Origin of the sequence: Pseudomonas sp. M1, from assembly GCF_022760135.1 — a bacterium.
Taxonomy (GTDB): Bacteria; Pseudomonadota; Gammaproteobacteria; order Pseudomonadales; family Pseudomonadaceae; genus Pseudomonas; species Pseudomonas citronellolis.
The window spans coordinates 3089989-3105162 of record NZ_CP094343.1 but is presented as its reverse complement, the minus strand read 5'-3'; the positions used below and the strand labels follow the sequence as shown (position 1 = coordinate 3105162).

Genomic DNA, 15174 nt, shown 5'->3' with positions numbered 1-15174 from the left:
GGCCCCGGCGGGTAAGCTGCCGCCCCTCGTCCCACCCGCAGAAGAGGCCCCCATGGCTGACAACGACCTCACCTTCCTCCCCGACGCCGACCCGCAGTCGATTTCCTCCGACGTCGCCGGCTTCGGCGGCCTGCTGGTCTCCACCCAGATCCCCACCCGCGAGGACGGCAGCCTGGAGCTGGGCGGCATCGTCGAGCAGAGCGAATGCACCCTGCGCGCGCTGAAAAGCGCCCTGGAACGCGCCGGCAGCTCCATGGAACGCGTGCTGCACCTGACCATCTACCTCACCGACATGGCCGACCGTGCCGCCTTCAACGAGGTCTACCAGCGCTTCTTCGCCAAACCCTGGCCGGTACGCGCCGCCGTCGGCGTGGCCGCCCTGGCGGTGGAAGGCATGCGCGTGGAAGTCACCGCGCTGGCCGCCAAGGCCTGATGCCGCTGCGACGCCGCCCGGCACCCCGCCGGACGGCGCCGCCATCGGGCAGCGCACGGGTGCCGCGCCGGCGTTTCGCCGCTACAATGCGCGCCTTGCCGTGTCACGCCTGATGAAGAAGAAACCATGTCCCTGCCCAAGAACCATCTGGAACTGCTCAGCCCTGCCCGCGATGTGAGCATCGCCCGCGAGGCCATCCTGCATGGAGCCGATGCCGTGTACATCGGCGGCCCGAGCTTCGGCGCCCGGCACAACGCCTGCAACGAGGTGGGCGACATCGCCCGGCTGGTGGAATTCGCCCACCGCTACCACGCGCGCATCTTCGTCACCCTCAACACCATCCTCCACGACGACGAGCTGGAACCGGCCCGCGCGCTGATCCACCAGCTCTACGACGCCGGCGTCGACGCGCTGATCGTGCAGGACCTGGGCGTGCTCGACCTGGACATCCCGCCGATCGAGCTGCACGCCAGCACCCAGACCGACATCCGCACCCTGGGCCGGGCCAAGTTCCTCGACCAGGCCGGCTTCTCCCAACTGGTGCTGGCCCGCGAGCTGAACCTGAAGGAAATCCGCGCCATCGCCGACGAAACCGACGCGGCCATCGAGTTCTTCATCCACGGCGCGCTCTGCGTGGCCTTCTCCGGCCAGTGCAACATCTCCCACGCGCAGACCGGGCGCAGCGCCAACCGCGGCGACTGCTCCCAGGCCTGCCGCCTGCCCTACACCCTGAAGGACGACCAGGGCCGCGTGGTGGCCTTCGAGAAGCACCTGCTGTCGATGAAGGACAACAACCAGAGCGCCAACCTCAGCGCCCTGGTCGACGCCGGCGTGCGCTCGTTCAAGATCGAAGGGCGCTACAAGGACATGGGCTACGTGAAGAACATCACCGCCTACTACCGCCAGCGCCTGGACGGCATCCTCGCCGAGCGCCCGGACCTGGCCCGCGCCTCCAGCGGCCGCACCGAGCACTTCTTCCTGCCCGACCCGGACAAGACCTTCCACCGCGGCAGCACCGACTACTTCGTCAATGAGCGCAAGGTGGACATCGGCGCCTTCGACTCGCCGACCTTCACCGGCCTGCCGGTGGGTGTGGTGGAAAAGGTCGGCAAGCGCGACCTGATCGTCGCCACCGAGCAGCCGCTGTCCAACGGCGACGGCCTCAACGTGCTGGTCAAGCGCGAGGTGGTGGGCTTCCGCGCCAACATCGCCGAGCCGAAGGGTGAATTCGAGGAAGACGGCGAGAAGCGCTATCGCTACCGCGTCGAGCCCAACGAAATGCCCGAGGGCCTGTACCGTCTGCGCCCCAACCACCCGCTGTCGCGCAACCTCGACCACAACTGGCAGCAGGCCCTGCTCAAGACCTCCGCCGAGCGCCGCGTGGGCCTGGACTGGCAGGCCCGCCTGCGCGAGGAACGCCTGGAGCTGACCGCCACCAGCGAGGAAGGCGTGAGCGTCAGCGTCGCCCTGGACGGCCCCTTCGGCGTGGCCAACAAGCCGGAACAGGCCCTGGAGCAACTGCACGACCTGCTCGGCCAGCTGGGCACTACCCAGTACCACGCCGAGCGCATCGAGCTGGATGCGCCGAAGGCATTCTTCATCCCCAACTCGCAGCTCAAGGCCCTGCGCCGCGAGGCCATCGAGGCGCTCACCGCCGCCCGCGTCGCCGCCCACCCGCGCGGCAGCCGCAAGGCCGAGACGAACCCGCCGCCGGTGTACCCCGAGGCGCACCTGTCGTTCCTGGCCAACGTGTACAACCACAAGGCCCGCGAGTTCTACCACCGCCACGGCGTGCAACTGATCGACGCGGCCTACGAGGCCCACGAGGAAGCCGGCGAGGTGCCGGTGATGATCACCAAGCACTGCCTGCGCTTCTCCTTCAACCTGTGCCCGAAGCAGGCCAAGGGCGTCACCGGCGTGCGCACCAAGGTCGCGCCCATGCAGCTGGTGCACGGCGACGAGGTGCTGACGCTGAAGTTCGACTGCAAACCCTGCGAGATGCACGTGATCGGCAAGATGAAGGGCCACATCCTCGACCTGCCGCAGCCGGGCAGCGCGGTCAGCCAGGTGGTCGGCCAGATCAGCCCGGAAGACCTGCTCAAGACCATCCGCCGCGCGCCGCACTGAGGCCCCAACACGACAGCGCGGGGCGGCCCCATGACCGCCCCGCCGCTGTTCAGCCCGCCGGCTGCCCGCGCTCCTTGAGGAGTTGGCGGATGATCGCCTCCTGCCCCTGGTAATCGCCTTCGCCCACGTGCTGGTAGCGCACGTGGCCCTTGGCATCGATGAAGTAGTGCGCCGGCCAGTACTGGTTGGCGAAGGCGTTCCAGATGCGGTACTGGTTGTCCAGCGCCACCGGGTAGTGGATGTCGTTGCGCGCCACGGCCTTCGCCACGTTCGCCGGGATGCGTTCGTAGGGATACTCCGGGGTGTGCACGCCGATCACCACCAGGCCCTGGTCGGCATACCGCTTCGCCCACTGGTTGACATACGGCAGCGTGTGCTGGCAGTTGATGCAGTCGTAGGTCCAGAAGTCCACCAGCACCACCTTGCCACGCAACGCTTCGCTGGTCAGCGGCGCGCTGTTGAGCCACTGCACGGCGCCGTCCAGGCTGGGCATGGCGCCCAGGTCGGCCAGGTCGGCGGCATTGGCACTGGGCATCAGTTTGTCGAGCAGCTTGGGCACACCGTCCAGCACCTTGCGCTCCAGGCCGGCCAGCTCCTGCGAAGAGCCCGAGCCCACCAGCTGCGCGCTGGCGCCGCTGCCGATGACCACCACCGCCAGCAGGGCCAGGGCCCCTGCCCCGCGACGCAGCCACTCCAGCGCACCCAGCGACGGACGCAGGCGCTGGTACAGGCCGCGACCGAGGAACAGCGCGGCGCCCAGGGCGACGGCGCTGCCCAGCCCATAGGCGAACAGCAGCAGGCTGGTGGACGCATTGGGCCCCTGGAGCATGGCCCCGGAGAGGATCAGCCCGAGGATCGGCCCGGCGCAAGGCGCCCACAGCAGGCCGGCGGCGAAGCCCAGCAGCCAGGCGGAAAGCGCCGGCGGCAAGCCACGGGCCTGGCCATGCAGGCGGTCGCCCAACCAGGCCCAGGGGCGAGAAATCCAGGTGCCGAAGCGTGGCGACAGCAATGCCAGGGCGGAAAGCCCGAGCAGCCCCAGGGCCAGGTAGCGGCCGACCTCGCTAGCCTCCACCACCCAGGCGCTGGACACCGCCGCCAGGCTGGCCAGCACGGCGAAACCGCTGGCCAGGCCCGCCAAGGTCAGTAGCGGCGACCAGGCCGGCCCGCCGGCGCGCTGCAGCAGCAGCGGCAATACAGGAAGGATGCAGGGGCTGAGCAGGGTCAGCACCCCGCCGAGAAAGGCGACGATCAGCATGGGAATCTCCTTTGAAGGGCTCTGGGGCGTCATGGCCATCCCTGGCCGGGGCGGGCATCAGCCGCCTTCGTTGCAGTCGCTGGAGAACTTCTGGTAGGCCAGGCTGTGGGGCTGGCCGTTGGAGTCCAGGTAGTCCATGCGTGCCTGCACCACCTGGCAGCTGCCGGGGTCTTCGTGCAGGGCCAGGACCTTCTTCACGTCCAGCTGCTGGCCGTAGTGGTATTGCTCCACCGGTGCGGGGGCGCTGGCGGCGAAGCTGGCCAGGGGCGCGGCGAAGGCGAACAGGGCGGCGGCAAGAGTCAGGGTTTTCATGGCGGTGTCCTCAGTGTGGGTTCGTGGCGCGGAGGCCTTGTGCCTTCCGCTTGGTGCCCATTTCACCCGCCGCGGGTATCCCGCCTGTGTCCGCCGCCGCCCGCGAATGCCGCCCCAGGTATCGGCGCGGCGAATAGATACACTGGTATACAAACCCTGGCGGGAATGCACCGCCTTGCTCTATACACTTGCCCCAACGAACGCACCGATTGGGGAACCACCATGGAACATGTCGATCACGTCCTGATCGTCGACGACGACCGCGAGATCCGCGAGCTGGTCGGCAACTACCTGAAGAAGAGCGGCCTGCGCGTCAGCCTGGCCGCGGACGGCCGGCAGATGCGCGCCTTCCTCGAAGCCAACGCGGTGGACCTGATAGTGCTGGACATCATGATGCCCGGCGACGACGGCCTGAAGCTGTGCCGCGAGCTGCGCGTGGGCAAGCACAAGGCCACCCCGGTGCTGATGCTCACCGCGCGCAACGACGAGACCGACCGCATCATCGGCCTGGAAATGGGCGCCGACGACTACCTGACCAAGCCCTTCTCCGCCCGCGAGCTGCTGGCGCGGATCAACGCCGTGCTGCGCCGCACGCGCATGCTGCCGCCGAACCTGTCGATCACCGAGAGCAGCCGGCTGATCGGCTTCGGCCCCTGGCGCCTGGACACCAGCGCGCGCCACCTGCTGGACGCCGAGGGCACCCTGGTCGCCCTGAGCGGCGCCGAGTACCGCCTGCTGCGGGTGTTCCTCGACCACCCGCAGCGGGTGCTCAGCCGCGAGCAACTGCTGAACCTGACCCAGGGCCGCGAGGCGGACGTCTTCGACCGCTCCATCGACCTGCTGGTCAGCCGCCTGCGCCAGCGCCTGCGCGACGACGCCCGCGAGCCGGACTGCATCAAGACGGTGCGCAACGAAGGCTACGTCTTCTCGCTGCCGGTGCAGCTCATCGAACCCGCCGAGTGACCCTCATGCCCCGCACCCTGGCAGCGCGCCTGGCGCTGATCTTCCTCACCGGACTGGTGCTGGCCTACGGCCTGTCCTTCAGCTCGCAGTTCTACGAACGCTACGTCAGCGCGCGGAGCATGATGCTCGGCAACCTGGAAAGCGACGTGAGCACCGCCGTGGCCCTGCTCGACCGCCTGCCGGCGAACGAGCGCGAGCAGTGGCTGCCCATGGTCGACCGGCCCAACTACCGCTACCGCCTGGACGAAGGCGAACCCGGCCAGGCCATGGACATGGCCCGGGCGCCCATGGCCGCGAGCAGCATCGAGAGCGCCATCGGCTCGCGCTACGCCCTGCGCTTCGAAACCCTCCCCGGCCCGGCCGCGCACTTCCAGGCGCACCTGCGCCTGGCCGACGGCAGCCCGCTGACCATAGACGTAACCCCCCGCGGGGTGGCGGCGGTGGCGCGCTGGCTGCCGGTGGTGCTGGTGCTGCAACTGGCCGTGCTGCTGCTCTGCACCTGGCTGGCGGTGCGCACCGCGATCCGCCCGCTGACGCGCCTGGCCCAGGCCGTCGACCATCTCGACCCGGACACCCCGGCCGCGCCGCTGGACGAGAACGGCCCCAACGAAGTGGCCTACGCCGCCCGCGCCTTCAACGCCCTGCAGGGCCGCATCGGCGACTACCTGAAGGAGCGCATGCAGTTGCTGGCGGCCATCTCCCACGACCTGCAGACGCCCATCACGCGCATGAAACTGCGCGTCGAACAGATGGAGCCATCGCCGGAAAGCGAACGCCTGTGGAGCGACCTGGAAGAAATGCAGCACCTGGTCCGCGAAGGCGTGGCCTACGCCCGCAGCATGGACGGCGCCAGCGAGGCGCAACGCCGCGTCGACCTCGACGCCTTCCTCGACAGCCTGGTGCTCGACTACCAGGACGCCGGCCAGCAGGTCAGCCTGCAGGGCCGCGCCGACGTGCCCCTGGAAACCCGCCCCCACGCCCTGCGCCGGGTGCTGGGCAACCTGCTGGACAACGCCGTGAAATTCTCCGGCGCCGCGCAACTGGAGGTGGGCCGCGAAGACGGCAAGCTGTGTATCCGCGTACTCGACCGCGGCCCGGGCATCGCCGAGGAAGAACTGGAAGAAGTCCTCAAGCCCTTCTACCGCGTGGAAAGCTCGCGCAACCGCAGCACCGGCGGCACCGGCCTGGGCCTGGCCATCGCCCACCAGCTGAGCCAGGCCCTGGGCGGCCGCCTGACCCTGGCCAACCGCGACGGCGGCGGCCTGTGCGCGCAACTGGAACTGCCGCTCCCGGCCTGAGCGAGCGTACAAGCCGATACAAGGCGGCCCCCGGCGGGACACATCCGGGACAAGCCGCCTTGCCAGCATGGCTCCACCCGCCGACCAACCGGCCCAAGGAGACACCGCCATGCAAAGCACCCTCACCACCCCCCTGCGCCCCCTCGACCGCCTCGGCGCCTGGGGCGCCGACATCCCCCTGCGGCTGTTCCTGGCCTGGGAATTCCTCGAATCCGGCCTGGAGAAGTGGAACGGCGAAAACTGGTTCGCACAAATCCACGACGCCTTCCCCTTTCCCTTCGACCGACTGCCGGCGAGCCTGGACTGGCAAATCTCCCTGTGGGCCGAACTGATAGCCCCGGCGCTCCTGCTGCTGGGCCTGGGCACCCGCTTCGCCTCGGCGGTGCTGATGGTGCTGACGCTGGTGGCCATCGCCGCCGTGCACTGGCCGGCGCACTGGTCCAGCCTGGGCGAACTGGCCATGGGGTATTCGATCAGCGATAACGGCTACGGCAACTACAAGCTGCCGCTGATCTACCTGGTGGCGCTGGTGCCGCTGCTGCTCAAGGGGGCCGGGCGGTTGAGCCTGGATGCGTGGTTGCGGCGGCGGTTTGCGTAGGCTGCCGCACAGCACTGACGAACCCGCCGCATGGCGGGTTTTCTTTTGTGTAGGAGCGAGGGGGACGCCCAGTTCCTGCTCGCGAACAGCTGTCACCTGTTGCGCAGGTGTCTTGGCTTGACCCTGCTCCCTCACCCCAACCCTCTCCCAGGGGGAGAGGGGGCTGTCCCGTGCGCTTTGGAAGCTCGGCGCTGTCCTTTTACCGCTGCCCTGCGGGCTTCCAGAAGGCGTAGGAGCGAGCTTGCTCGCGAACCGCGACGTATCAGGATGACTCCGAATCCTCCGGCCACTCAGGACGGCCCCCTCTCCCCCTGGGAGAGGGCTGGGGTGAGGGAACGGAGGCGATCCGAAAAGCCCTCGCCAACGGTAAACACCCTTCACCAGCAATCTCCAAGCCCTCGCCTCCCCCAAACGAAAAAGCCCGCGCACCTGACCAGGCACGCGGGCTTTCCAATCATCACCTCACTCCCCTCACGGAATATCGAAAGTCACCTCGATATTCCCCCGGGTAGCCCGGGAATACGGGCAGATCCGGTGCGCCGTCTCCACCAGCTTCGCCTTGTCCTCGGCGGCCAGCCCCGGCAGTTCCACCGTCAGCCTGGCCGCCAGGGCGAAGCCGCTGCCGTTGTCGGTGGTGCCCAGGGTCACGTCGGCGGCCACCGCCACGTCGGCCGGCAGGCGGATGTCCAGTTTCTGCCCGGCGCGGCGCAGGGCGCCTATGAAGCAGGCGGACCAGCCCACGCCGAACAACTGCTCGGGGTTGCTGCCGGGGCGGCCGGAGCCGGGTGGGCTCAGGCGCACGTCCAGCTCGCCGTCGCTGGAGCTGCCGCGGCCGTCGCGGCCGCCGGTGGTGCGGGTGTGGGCGGTGTAGAGGATGCTGTCCAGGATGTCGGTCATCGCGGTGTCTCCTTGGGGGCTGGGGAAGGCTGTCGGCGGTGGGTGGCGCACAGGTTGCGCGTGCCGAGCACCACGCCTTGTGCGTGAAGGCTGCGCAGCAGGGCCAGGCCCTGCTGCAGGATGGGTTCGGGGTCGGCGCCGATGGCTTCGGCCAGCGCCTGCAGGTGCTCGCGACCGCTCAATTGGCGGTCGCGCAGCGACTCCAGCAGCGCGTGGGCCAGCGGCGCCAGGCGGGCGAAATGCACCTGCCGGTCGTCGCCGCGACGGGCCAGCAGCAGGGTCGGCTGCTCCGGCGGCTGCTCGGGCAGGTGGCCGGGGCCCAGTTCGCTCACCGGCCAGGCGTAGGCCAGCGGCCAGGCCAGGGACGACAGCAGCGGTACGCCGTGCAGCAGGTCGCCCTGCGGATCGTGGGCCGGCTCCTGGCTGTCGCTGAGCAACAGGGCGGTCTCCACCCATTCGTAGTGCGCCAGCTCGGCGGCCCAGGCTGGCGCGTCTATCCCGCCCTGTTCGAGGAAGGCGACGAACTCGCCGGCCAACTCGGTGAACAGCGGCGTCTGGCAGCGGTAGTCGGCATAGAAGGCTTCCGTCAGCGCCTGCCACTGGGCCTCGGCCAGGCTGGCGCGCAGCACCGGGAAGCTGCCGGCCAGCAGCGCCTGCACGTTGCCCAGGAACAGCTGGCGGTACACGGCCAGGCGCCGTGCTTCGATGCCCGGCGGCGGCGCGTTGCGCTGCGGGTCGCGGATGTGCCGGGCCAGTTGCAGCTGCTGCTCGCGCAGGGTGTCAGCCATGGCGCACCTCCCGCGCTGTGGCGGCCCGTTGCAGGGTGCGGATGTGCTCCACTTCCGCCAGCAGCTCGGCCAGCGGCGGGAGGTTGAAGTCGCGCTCCAGTAGCGTCGGCACTACGCCGCAGTGGGCATAGGCCTGAGCCAGCAGGTCCCACACCGGCAGTTGCACGCTGGCGCCGTGGGTGTCGATCTTCAGGTCCGGCGCCTCGTCGTAGTGCCCCGCCACGTGAATGCAGGCCACCCGCTCGGCGGGCACCTGGGCAAGGAAGGCGGCGGCGTCGTAGCCGTGGTTGCAGGCGTTGACCACCAGGTTGTTGACGTCCAGCAACAGGTCGCAGTCGGCTTCCGCCAGCACGGCCCGCAGGAACTCGATCTCGCTAAGCGCCTGGTAGGGCGCGGCGTAGTAGGAAATGTTCTCCACCGCGATGCGCCGCCCCAGCACGTCCTGGGCCTGGCGGATGCGCGCGGCGACGTGATGCACCGCCTCGTCGGTGAAGGGCAGCGGCAGCAGGTCGTAGAGCTGGCCGTCGTCGGAGCAATAGCTCAGGTGTTCGCTGAACAGGCCGACGCGGTGGCGGTCGAGGAATTGCCGGGTGCGCCGCAGCAGCTCCAGGTCCAGCGGCCCGGGGCCGCCGAGGGACAGCGACAGGCCGTGGCAGGCCAGCGGGAAGCGTTCGGCGAGCTGCGCCAGGCCGTCGCCGTAGGCACCGCCGACGCCGATCCAGTTGTCCGGCGCGCATTCGAGGAAGTCCACGGCTGCGGCAGGCATCGCCAGCAGCTCGGGCAGCAGCGCGCGACGCAGGCCGAGGCCGGCCCCGCGCGGTAGGGAATGGGCATTCATGGCAAGGCTCCGCGGAGGAGGAACGCCCTCCCGGCAGGGAGGGCTGGGTGGTGGCTCCGGCTTAGTGGCGGTCGCCCTGGAACCTGGCGAACAGCCCGGCCGGCATCGGCTTGCCGTTGGATTCGAAGACGTTCTTCAGGTGCTGGTAGGCCTCGGCTTCGGAGATGAAGCCGTCGTGGTCGGCGTCGATCCTGTCGAAGTCGCCGGCGCGGTCCCTGGCCACGGCCAGGAACTCGTCGCGCGAGACCTTGCCGTCGTGGTCGCTGTCGGTGCGCGTGAAGGAAGCGTCGCCGCACTTGCCCTCCCCGCACTTGCCTTCGGCCTGGGTGACCTTGGCCTTGCTGGCGCCGCACTTGCCTTCGCCACACTTGCCCTCCCCGGCCTTGTCGGCGGCGGCGAGCTGGTAGCCCTGGGGCAGCGCCTCGACGGCGAAGGCCGAGGTGGCCAGGTTGGCGCCGCCCACCAGGGCGATGGCGAGCAGGCCGATGCGGGTCTTGGTCTGGATCGGGTTACGGGACATGGGTGTTTCTCCGATGCTGGGCGCGTGGTGCGCGGCTCAAGGGGCTTGGTCGAACCGGGATGCGCGAGGGGCTGGCTTTCGAAGCCCGCCGGGTGTCGCGTCCGGGTGTGGCCATTTGGCCCGCGCCATGTATCGGTGGCGTATCGGAGGGGGGTTGGGTTTGTATGCGTGCCTTGCGGAGGGGCGGGTTGGATACATTGGGATACAGCGGAGGGCGTGGGGTTGGCTGGTGCTGTGGGTGCGGGGTTCAAGAGCCCCTCACCCCAGCCCTCTCCCGCAAGCGGGAGAGGGGGCCGTCCGTGCCGAGAAAAGAATTGGCTCCAGCCGGAAATCACCGAGGCTGCCGGCTAACGCCACAACATCAAGCCCTGCCCAGCGGTCCCCTCTCCCTTCAGGGCGGGGCGCGCAGCCGGGGGTTAGGGAGAGGGGTGCTCTTCGTAGGATGGGCCTGCGAAACCCATGCGGTTGCGGCGATGGGTATCGCTTCGCTCAACACCATCCTACGATGGCGCTCCCCCGTACCTTGTAGGAGCGGATCTCATCCGCGATCCGCGCCGACAGGCGCCGGCCATCGAGAACAGCGGGGTTCACCCCCACAAAACCCCAACCTCAGAAGTTATAACTCACCGAAGCCGTCACATTGCGCGACGGCCCATAGAAACCGGACCCACCGCTATACAAGCTCATCAGGTACTTGCGATTGGTCAGGTTGTTCAGGTTCAACGACGCACTCCAGTGCTTGTCGATGTCATAGCTCCCCATCAAATCCACCAGCGCATAGGCGTTCTGCCGCACACGGCTGTCGTCGTCGAGCTGGATCGCGCTCTGCCAGCTCACCCGGGTGCCGACCTTCGCCTGGGGCAGGCCGGGCAGCTGGTAGGTCAGGCTGCTGCGCAGGCTGTGCCGGGGCACGTACTGGCGTGCCTTGTGGCCGTCCGGGTCCTCGATGTGCACGTAGGTGTAGCCGCCCTGCAGTTGCAGGCCGGGGGCCAGTTGGCCGCTGGCTTCCAGCTCCGCGCCGCGGCTCTTGAAGTCCTCGCCGTTGTAGATGGTCTCGCCGCCGGGCAGGCTCTGGTCGGTGGCCTCGGCGACGTTGCGCTGGTCGGTCTTGAACAGCGCGGCCGACACGCTCAACTGGTCGTCGAGCAGGCTGCCCTTGATGCCGGCCTCGTAGCTCTTGCCCTCCAGCGGGTCGAGCACCTTGCCCTGGGCGTCCATCACGTACTGCGGGTTGAAGATCTTGGTGTAGCTGGCGTACAGCGAATACTGCTCGTCGAGGTCGTAGACCACGCCGGTGTAGGGCGTCACCTCGCCGTGGATGCGCACGTCGCGGGCGCTGCCGTAGTCGGTGCCGTCGCTGTCGACGCTGAGCATGCGCGCGCCGAGGATCCAGTGCAGCTGGTCGGTGAGGTTCAGTCGCGTGCCGGCGTAGACGCTCTTCTGCCGGTCGGTGAAGCGCGCCATCTCGATGGTGTCGTTGGTGTAGGTCAGGCTCGGCCTGGGCACCGCGCCGCTGAGGGTCTGGCCCAGGTCGGCGTCCATGAACTCGTCTTCGTTGTTGTAGTAGCCGCGGTCGCTGTGCCGCGAACGGCCGTAGTCCACGCCCAGGGTCAGCTCGTGCTGGCGCCCGCCGAGTCTGAACGGGCCGTTCAGCTGGGCCTCGCCCAGCAGCTGCTTCTCGCCGGAATGGCTGTGGCTGGGGTCGGCCAGCCAGGGCGTGTCGGCGTCGTTGGCCATCAGGTAGTACATATCCGCCTGCTGGCTCTGGTCCACGCCGGTGACGTTGAGCTTGCCCTTCCAGCCGCCGCCGAAGTCGTGGGCCAGCTCGACGAAGGCGCGCTGGGTGTGCACGTCCCAGTAGGTCCAGTCCTGGCCGATGTTGGCGCCGCGGCGGCTGTAGTGGATCAGGTTGCCGGCCTGGTCGGTCAGCGGCAGCGCGCCCCAGCTGCTGCCGTTGGAGTTGCTCTTGTTGTCGGAGAAGCCGACCGTCAGGGTGTCCGCCTCGGAGAGGTCGAAGGCCAGCATGCCGCTGAGCACGTTCTTCTCGTGAGAGTAGCGGTCCAGGTAGGAATTGCCGGTCTCGTTGGCGTAGATGAAGCGGCCGCGCACCTTGCCCGAGTCGGTCAGCGGGCCGGAGGCGTCGAGGTCGATGCGGCGGGTGCCCCAGGAGCCCACCGACAGTTTCACCTGCGCCTGCGGCGTGTAGGTCGGGCGCTTGCGGATGAAGTTGACGGTGGCCGAGGGGTTGCCGGTGCCGCTCATCAGGCCGTTGGCGCCGTGGAGGATGTCCACCTGCTCGTACTCGGCCAGGTCCAGGTCGCCGCTGAGCAGGCCGGCGCTGAACGGCGAGCCGATGCCGTCGTACTCGAAGTTGTTGATGTCGAAGCCGCGCGAAGTGAAGTTGGTGCGGTCGGTCTCGTACTGCTCCACCGTCACCGAGGGCGCGCTGCGCAGCGCGTCCTTCACACTGTTCATGTTGAAGTCGTCCAGCTGCTGGCGCGACAGCGTGGTGACGCCCTGGGGCGTTTCCCGCGGCGTCAGGCCCAGGCGCGTGGTGCTGCTGTCGCTCAGTTGCTGGTAGCCGGTGGGGGTGCCGGCGCCGTTGGCGTTCGCCTGGATCACGGTCGCGGACATGGCCAGGGTATCGCCGCCCTTGCCGACCACGGTTTCGGCCGGCATCTGCAGGGCTGTGCCGGCGTCCTGCAGGGCGTAGATGCCCGCGCCGCGCTGCACCAGTTGCAGGCCGCTGCCGCGCAGCAGTTGCTGGAAGCCCTGCTCGAGCGTGTAGCGGCCCTTCAGACCCGGGCTGCTGCGGCCGGCCAGCCTGGCCGGGTCGAACACCAGCTGCACCCCGGCACTGGCGGCGAAGCGGGCCAGCACGTCGCTCAGGGCGCCGGCGCCGATGGCATAGTCGCGCGCGGCCTCGGCGGCCATGGCCACGGACGGGGCCAGCCCGGCGCAGCCCAGGGCTACGCCATGGATCGCCGCCGCCAGGGCCAGGTGGGTGAATCGACGAGTGCCGGAATGCCGTCGGTGCTTCGAAGCCATGTGCTTTGCCATCCTTCAAGCCGCGCCTCGCGCGGGCTGCCCACCCCTCCCCATGAGGCGTGTTCACCCTCTATCCCGGACGAGACGGAAAAAGTGCTCAGGGGGGCGGGAAATTTTTTCGCTAGCGGGCCGAAACCGTCACCCAGTAGCGGCTCAGGCGCGACACCCGCACCGGCAGCGTCAGCTCCAGGGCGTTCAGCGCCTGGTCCGTGTCCGCTACCGACAGCGCGCCGGAAACGCGCAGCCCGGCCACCTCGGGGTCGCAGCGCAGCAGGCCGTGGCGATAGCGCGCCAGCTCCGCCAGCACCTCCGCCAGCGGCTGGTCGCGGGCCACCAACATGCCCTGCTCCCAGAGCGCGGCGCTGTCGTCCACCGGCGCGCTGCGCAGCACGCCGCGGGCATCGAACCAGGCCTGCTGGCCGGCGGAAAGGCGCATTGCCGCACCAGCGTGCGGGCGGATCTCCACCTGGTGCTCGAACACCGCAACCTGGCACTGCTCGCCCAGCTGGCGCACGCTGAAGCGCGTGCCCAGCGCCTCGACCACGCCCTGCTGCGCAGCGACCAGGAACGGCCGCCGCGGCGCCAGCGGGTCGGCATGGGTGGTCACCAGCACCTCGCCGGTGCGCAGGCGCAGGCGGCGCGCCGTAGAGTCGAAGTGGACATCCAGCGCCGACACGGTGTTGAGCACCACCCGGCTGCCATCGGCCAGCGTCAGCGCCTTGCGCTCGCCGGTGGCGGTGCTGGCGTCGGCCATCCAGCTGTCCCAGGGGGCGCTGCGCGCCACCAGCCAGCCCGCCGGCGCGGCCATCAGCAGCGCGCTCAGCAGGCGCAGCGCGCGGCGGCGGCTCAGGCCCTTGAGCCCTTCCAGGCCATGCAGCGCCTGGCGGCCCAGCTCCGTGGGCACCGCATCGAAGGTGCCGAATACCCGCTCGGCGCGCGCCCAGGCCTCGCGGTGCGCATCGCTCTGCCCGCGCCAGCGCTCGAAGGCCTGCCACTGCGCCTCGCCGGGGGCGTCGAAGCGCAGCGTCATGACCCACTCGGCGGCCTCCTCCAGCAGCCTGGCCGCCGGCGCGGCGCGGGCTTCCCCGCGGCTCATGGCTCGCAGGCCGTCATACAGGCCACCAGCGCCTTGTGGATGTGCCGGCGCACGGTGATCAGCGCCATGCCGGTGCGCTCGGCGATCTGCTGCAGGGTGAGTTCGTGGAACTGCGCCAGCAGGAACACCTCGCGCGTCTGGCTCGGCAGGCCGTCGAGCATCGCGTCGATGCGCAGCAGCGACTCGACGATCAGCCAGTGGGTTTCCGGCGCCGGCACCTGCGCCTCGGGCAGGTGCGCGATGGCCTCGCGGTAGGCCCGCTCCACGTCCTGGCGGCGCCACAGGTCGATGACCAGGCCCTTGGCCACCTGCACCAGGTAGCGCCGCGAGTCCGCCAGCGGCGGCGTGCGCCCGGTGCTGAGGATGCGCAGGTAGGTGTCATGGGCGAGGTCCGCCGCGTCCGGGGCATTGCCCAGGCGCTGGCGCAGCCAGCCGAACAGCCAGCCGTGGTGGTCGCCATACAGGCGCTCCAGCGCGACGGCCGGCGAAGCGTGGGACGAAGCGGAAAACATGCGCGGGCATCCTTGGCGGGAACGCCAAAAGAGTGAAAATGAGAAAGCGTCTCATTTTATTTCAATGCCGTGCATTTCCACAATGCGGACCTCGCCGGCCCCGCGCCCCGGCGAGCAGGGCTCAGCCCGGGCTGGCGATGGCCAGGGCCAGCTGCATGTCGCTCAGGCCGGAGCGTGGATGCGCCTCCCGGTAGAAGCGCAGCGCCTGTTCCAGCTGCGCGCCATGGATGCGCCCGTCGGAGGCGATGTACGCCAGGGCATCGTCGCGGGCGGCCCGGTAGGTCCGCAGCGGCTGGCTGGTGGACTCGCTGAGCGCCGCGCTGCCCAGGCTGGTGGCGACGGTGAAGTGATCGGACGAGTTGCCTTTCCCGTCCATGGCCCCCGCCTGGCCGGCGGCGGCCAGGAGCGTGGCGATCAGCAATGGGCTTGCGTGTTTCAAGGCATGGGCATCCTGCGGCAATGAACCCGCTCTTTTACCCCGCCCTGGCG

15 protein-coding genes are annotated in these 15174 nt (G+C 69.4%); 5 read left to right on the top strand and 10 right to left on the bottom strand.

Annotated elements, in window-relative coordinates; all coding sequences use genetic code 11:
- The first annotated feature begins 52 nt into the window (after positions 1–52).
- Positions 53–433, top strand: coding sequence for a RidA family protein (locus tag PM1_RS14055; protein ID WP_009622344.1), 381 nt, complete (start codon positions 53–55; stop codon positions 431–433).
- A gap of 126 nt (positions 434–559) precedes the next feature.
- The gene (locus PM1_RS14050; RefSeq protein ID WP_009622345.1) at positions 560–2560 is read left to right on the top strand and encodes a peptidase U32 family protein; all 2001 of its coding nucleotides are present in this window, start codon (positions 560–562) and stop codon (positions 2558–2560) included.
- 49 nt (positions 2561–2609) lie between these two features.
- Here PM1_RS14050 and PM1_RS14045 read toward each other — a convergent pair whose 3' ends face one another.
- Positions 2610–3815, bottom strand: coding sequence for a cytochrome c biogenesis protein DipZ (locus tag PM1_RS14045; protein WP_009622347.1), 1206 nt, complete (start codon positions 3813–3815; stop codon positions 2610–2612).
- Between the two features lie 57 nt (positions 3816–3872).
- Positions 3873–4127, bottom strand: a complete 255-nt coding sequence (locus PM1_RS14040) for a DUF2790 domain-containing protein (RefSeq protein ID WP_009622349.1) — start codon at positions 4125–4127, stop codon at positions 3873–3875.
- 222 nt (positions 4128–4349) lie between these two features.
- Here PM1_RS14040 and PM1_RS14035 point away from each other — a divergent pair, with 222 nt between their 5' ends.
- The 3 genes from PM1_RS14035 (at position 4350) to PM1_RS14025 (ending at position 6986) form a co-directional block, all read left to right on the top strand.
- Positions 4350–5090: a response regulator gene (locus PM1_RS14035; RefSeq protein ID WP_009622351.1), complete on the top strand. Its 741-nt coding sequence runs from the start codon at positions 4350–4352 to the stop codon at positions 5088–5090.
- A gap of 5 nt (positions 5091–5095) precedes the next feature.
- Positions 5096–6388, top strand: a complete 1293-nt coding sequence (locus tag PM1_RS14030) for a sensor histidine kinase (RefSeq protein WP_009622353.1) — start codon at positions 5096–5098, stop codon at positions 6386–6388.
- A 109-nt stretch (positions 6389–6497) separates the two neighbouring features.
- Positions 6498–6986: an HvfX family Cu-binding RiPP maturation protein gene (locus PM1_RS14025; protein ID WP_009622355.1), complete on the top strand. Its 489-nt coding sequence runs from the start codon at positions 6498–6500 to the stop codon at positions 6984–6986.
- Between the two features lie 471 nt (positions 6987–7457).
- Here PM1_RS14025 and PM1_RS14020 read toward each other — a convergent pair whose 3' ends face one another.
- The 8 genes from PM1_RS14020 to PM1_RS13985 form a co-directional block, all read right to left on the bottom strand.
- Entirely contained in the window at positions 7458–7883 is a 426-nt protein-coding gene (locus PM1_RS14020) for an organic hydroperoxide resistance protein (RefSeq protein ID WP_009622357.1), read from the bottom strand.
- Positions 7880–8671 (bottom strand): HvfC family RiPP maturation protein, encoded by a 792-nt coding sequence (locus tag PM1_RS14015; protein ID WP_009622359.1) that lies wholly within the window; start codon positions 8669–8671, stop codon positions 7880–7882. Before PM1_RS14015 ends, PM1_RS14020 begins: the two co-directional genes overlap by 4 nt.
- Positions 8664–9509: an HvfB family MNIO-type RiPP peptide maturase gene (locus tag PM1_RS14010; protein WP_009622362.1), complete on the bottom strand. Its 846-nt coding sequence runs from the start codon at positions 9507–9509 to the stop codon at positions 8664–8666. Before PM1_RS14010 ends, PM1_RS14015 begins: the two co-directional genes overlap by 8 nt.
- A gap of 61 nt (positions 9510–9570) precedes the next feature.
- Positions 9571–10029 carry an HvfA family oxazolone/thioamide-modified RiPP metallophore gene (locus PM1_RS14005; protein WP_009622364.1) on the bottom strand — a complete coding sequence of 153 codons (459 nt, stop codon included), beginning with the start codon at positions 10027–10029 and terminating at the stop codon, positions 9571–9573.
- 609 nt (positions 10030–10638) lie between these two features.
- Positions 10639–13077, bottom strand: a complete 2439-nt coding sequence (locus PM1_RS14000; RefSeq protein WP_009622365.1) for a TonB-dependent siderophore receptor — start codon at positions 13075–13077, stop codon at positions 10639–10641.
- 121 nt (positions 13078–13198) lie between these two features.
- Positions 13199–14173: a FecR domain-containing protein gene (locus PM1_RS13995; protein ID WP_009622367.1), complete on the bottom strand. Its 975-nt coding sequence runs from the start codon at positions 14171–14173 to the stop codon at positions 13199–13201.
- Positions 14170–14685 (bottom strand): sigma-70 family RNA polymerase sigma factor, encoded by a 516-nt coding sequence (locus tag PM1_RS13990; RefSeq protein WP_009622368.1) that lies wholly within the window; start codon positions 14683–14685, stop codon positions 14170–14172. Before PM1_RS13990 ends, PM1_RS13995 begins: the two co-directional genes overlap by 4 nt.
- Positions 14686–14806: 121 nt before the next feature.
- The gene (locus PM1_RS13985) at positions 14807–15124 is read right to left on the bottom strand and encodes a DUF2388 domain-containing protein (RefSeq protein WP_009622370.1); all 318 of its coding nucleotides are present in this window, start codon (positions 15122–15124) and stop codon (positions 14807–14809) included.
- Positions 15125–15174 lie beyond the last annotated feature (50 nt).

Bases quoted from the DNA above. Each gene is read 5' to 3' on its own strand.
- PM1_RS14055 (WP_009622344.1), top strand. From the start codon at position 53: ATGGCTGACAACGACCTCACCTTCCTCCCCGACGCCGACCCGCAGTCG.
- PM1_RS14050 (WP_009622345.1), top strand. From the start codon at position 560: ATGTCCCTGCCCAAGAACCATCTGGAACTGCTCAGCCCTGCCCGCGAT.
- PM1_RS14045 (WP_009622347.1), bottom strand. From the start codon at position 3,815: ATGCTGATCGTCGCCTTTCTCGGCGGGGTGCTGACCCTGCTCAGCCCC.
- PM1_RS14040 (WP_009622349.1), bottom strand. From the start codon at position 4,127: ATGAAAACCCTGACTCTTGCCGCCGCCCTGTTCGCCTTCGCCGCGCCC.
- PM1_RS14035 (WP_009622351.1), top strand. From the start codon at position 4,350: ATGGAACATGTCGATCACGTCCTGATCGTCGACGACGACCGCGAGATC.
- PM1_RS14030 (WP_009622353.1), top strand. From the start codon at position 5,096: ATGCCCCGCACCCTGGCAGCGCGCCTGGCGCTGATCTTCCTCACCGGA.
- PM1_RS14025 (WP_009622355.1), top strand. From the start codon at position 6,498: ATGCAAAGCACCCTCACCACCCCCCTGCGCCCCCTCGACCGCCTCGGC.
- PM1_RS14020 (WP_009622357.1), bottom strand. From the start codon at position 7,883: ATGACCGACATCCTGGACAGCATCCTCTACACCGCCCACACCCGCACC.
- PM1_RS14015 (WP_009622359.1), bottom strand. From the start codon at position 8,671: ATGGCTGACACCCTGCGCGAGCAGCAGCTGCAACTGGCCCGGCACATC.
- PM1_RS14010 (WP_009622362.1), bottom strand. From the start codon at position 9,509: ATGAATGCCCATTCCCTACCGCGCGGGGCCGGCCTCGGCCTGCGTCGC.
- PM1_RS14005 (WP_009622364.1), bottom strand. From the start codon at position 10,029: ATGTCCCGTAACCCGATCCAGACCAAGACCCGCATCGGCCTGCTCGCC.
- PM1_RS14000 (WP_009622365.1), bottom strand. From the start codon at position 13,077: ATGGCTTCGAAGCACCGACGGCATTCCGGCACTCGTCGATTCACCCAC.
- PM1_RS13995 (WP_009622367.1), bottom strand. From the start codon at position 14,173: ATGAGCCGCGGGGAAGCCCGCGCCGCGCCGGCGGCCAGGCTGCTGGAG.
- PM1_RS13990 (WP_009622368.1), bottom strand. From the start codon at position 14,685: ATGTTTTCCGCTTCGTCCCACGCTTCGCCGGCCGTCGCGCTGGAGCGC.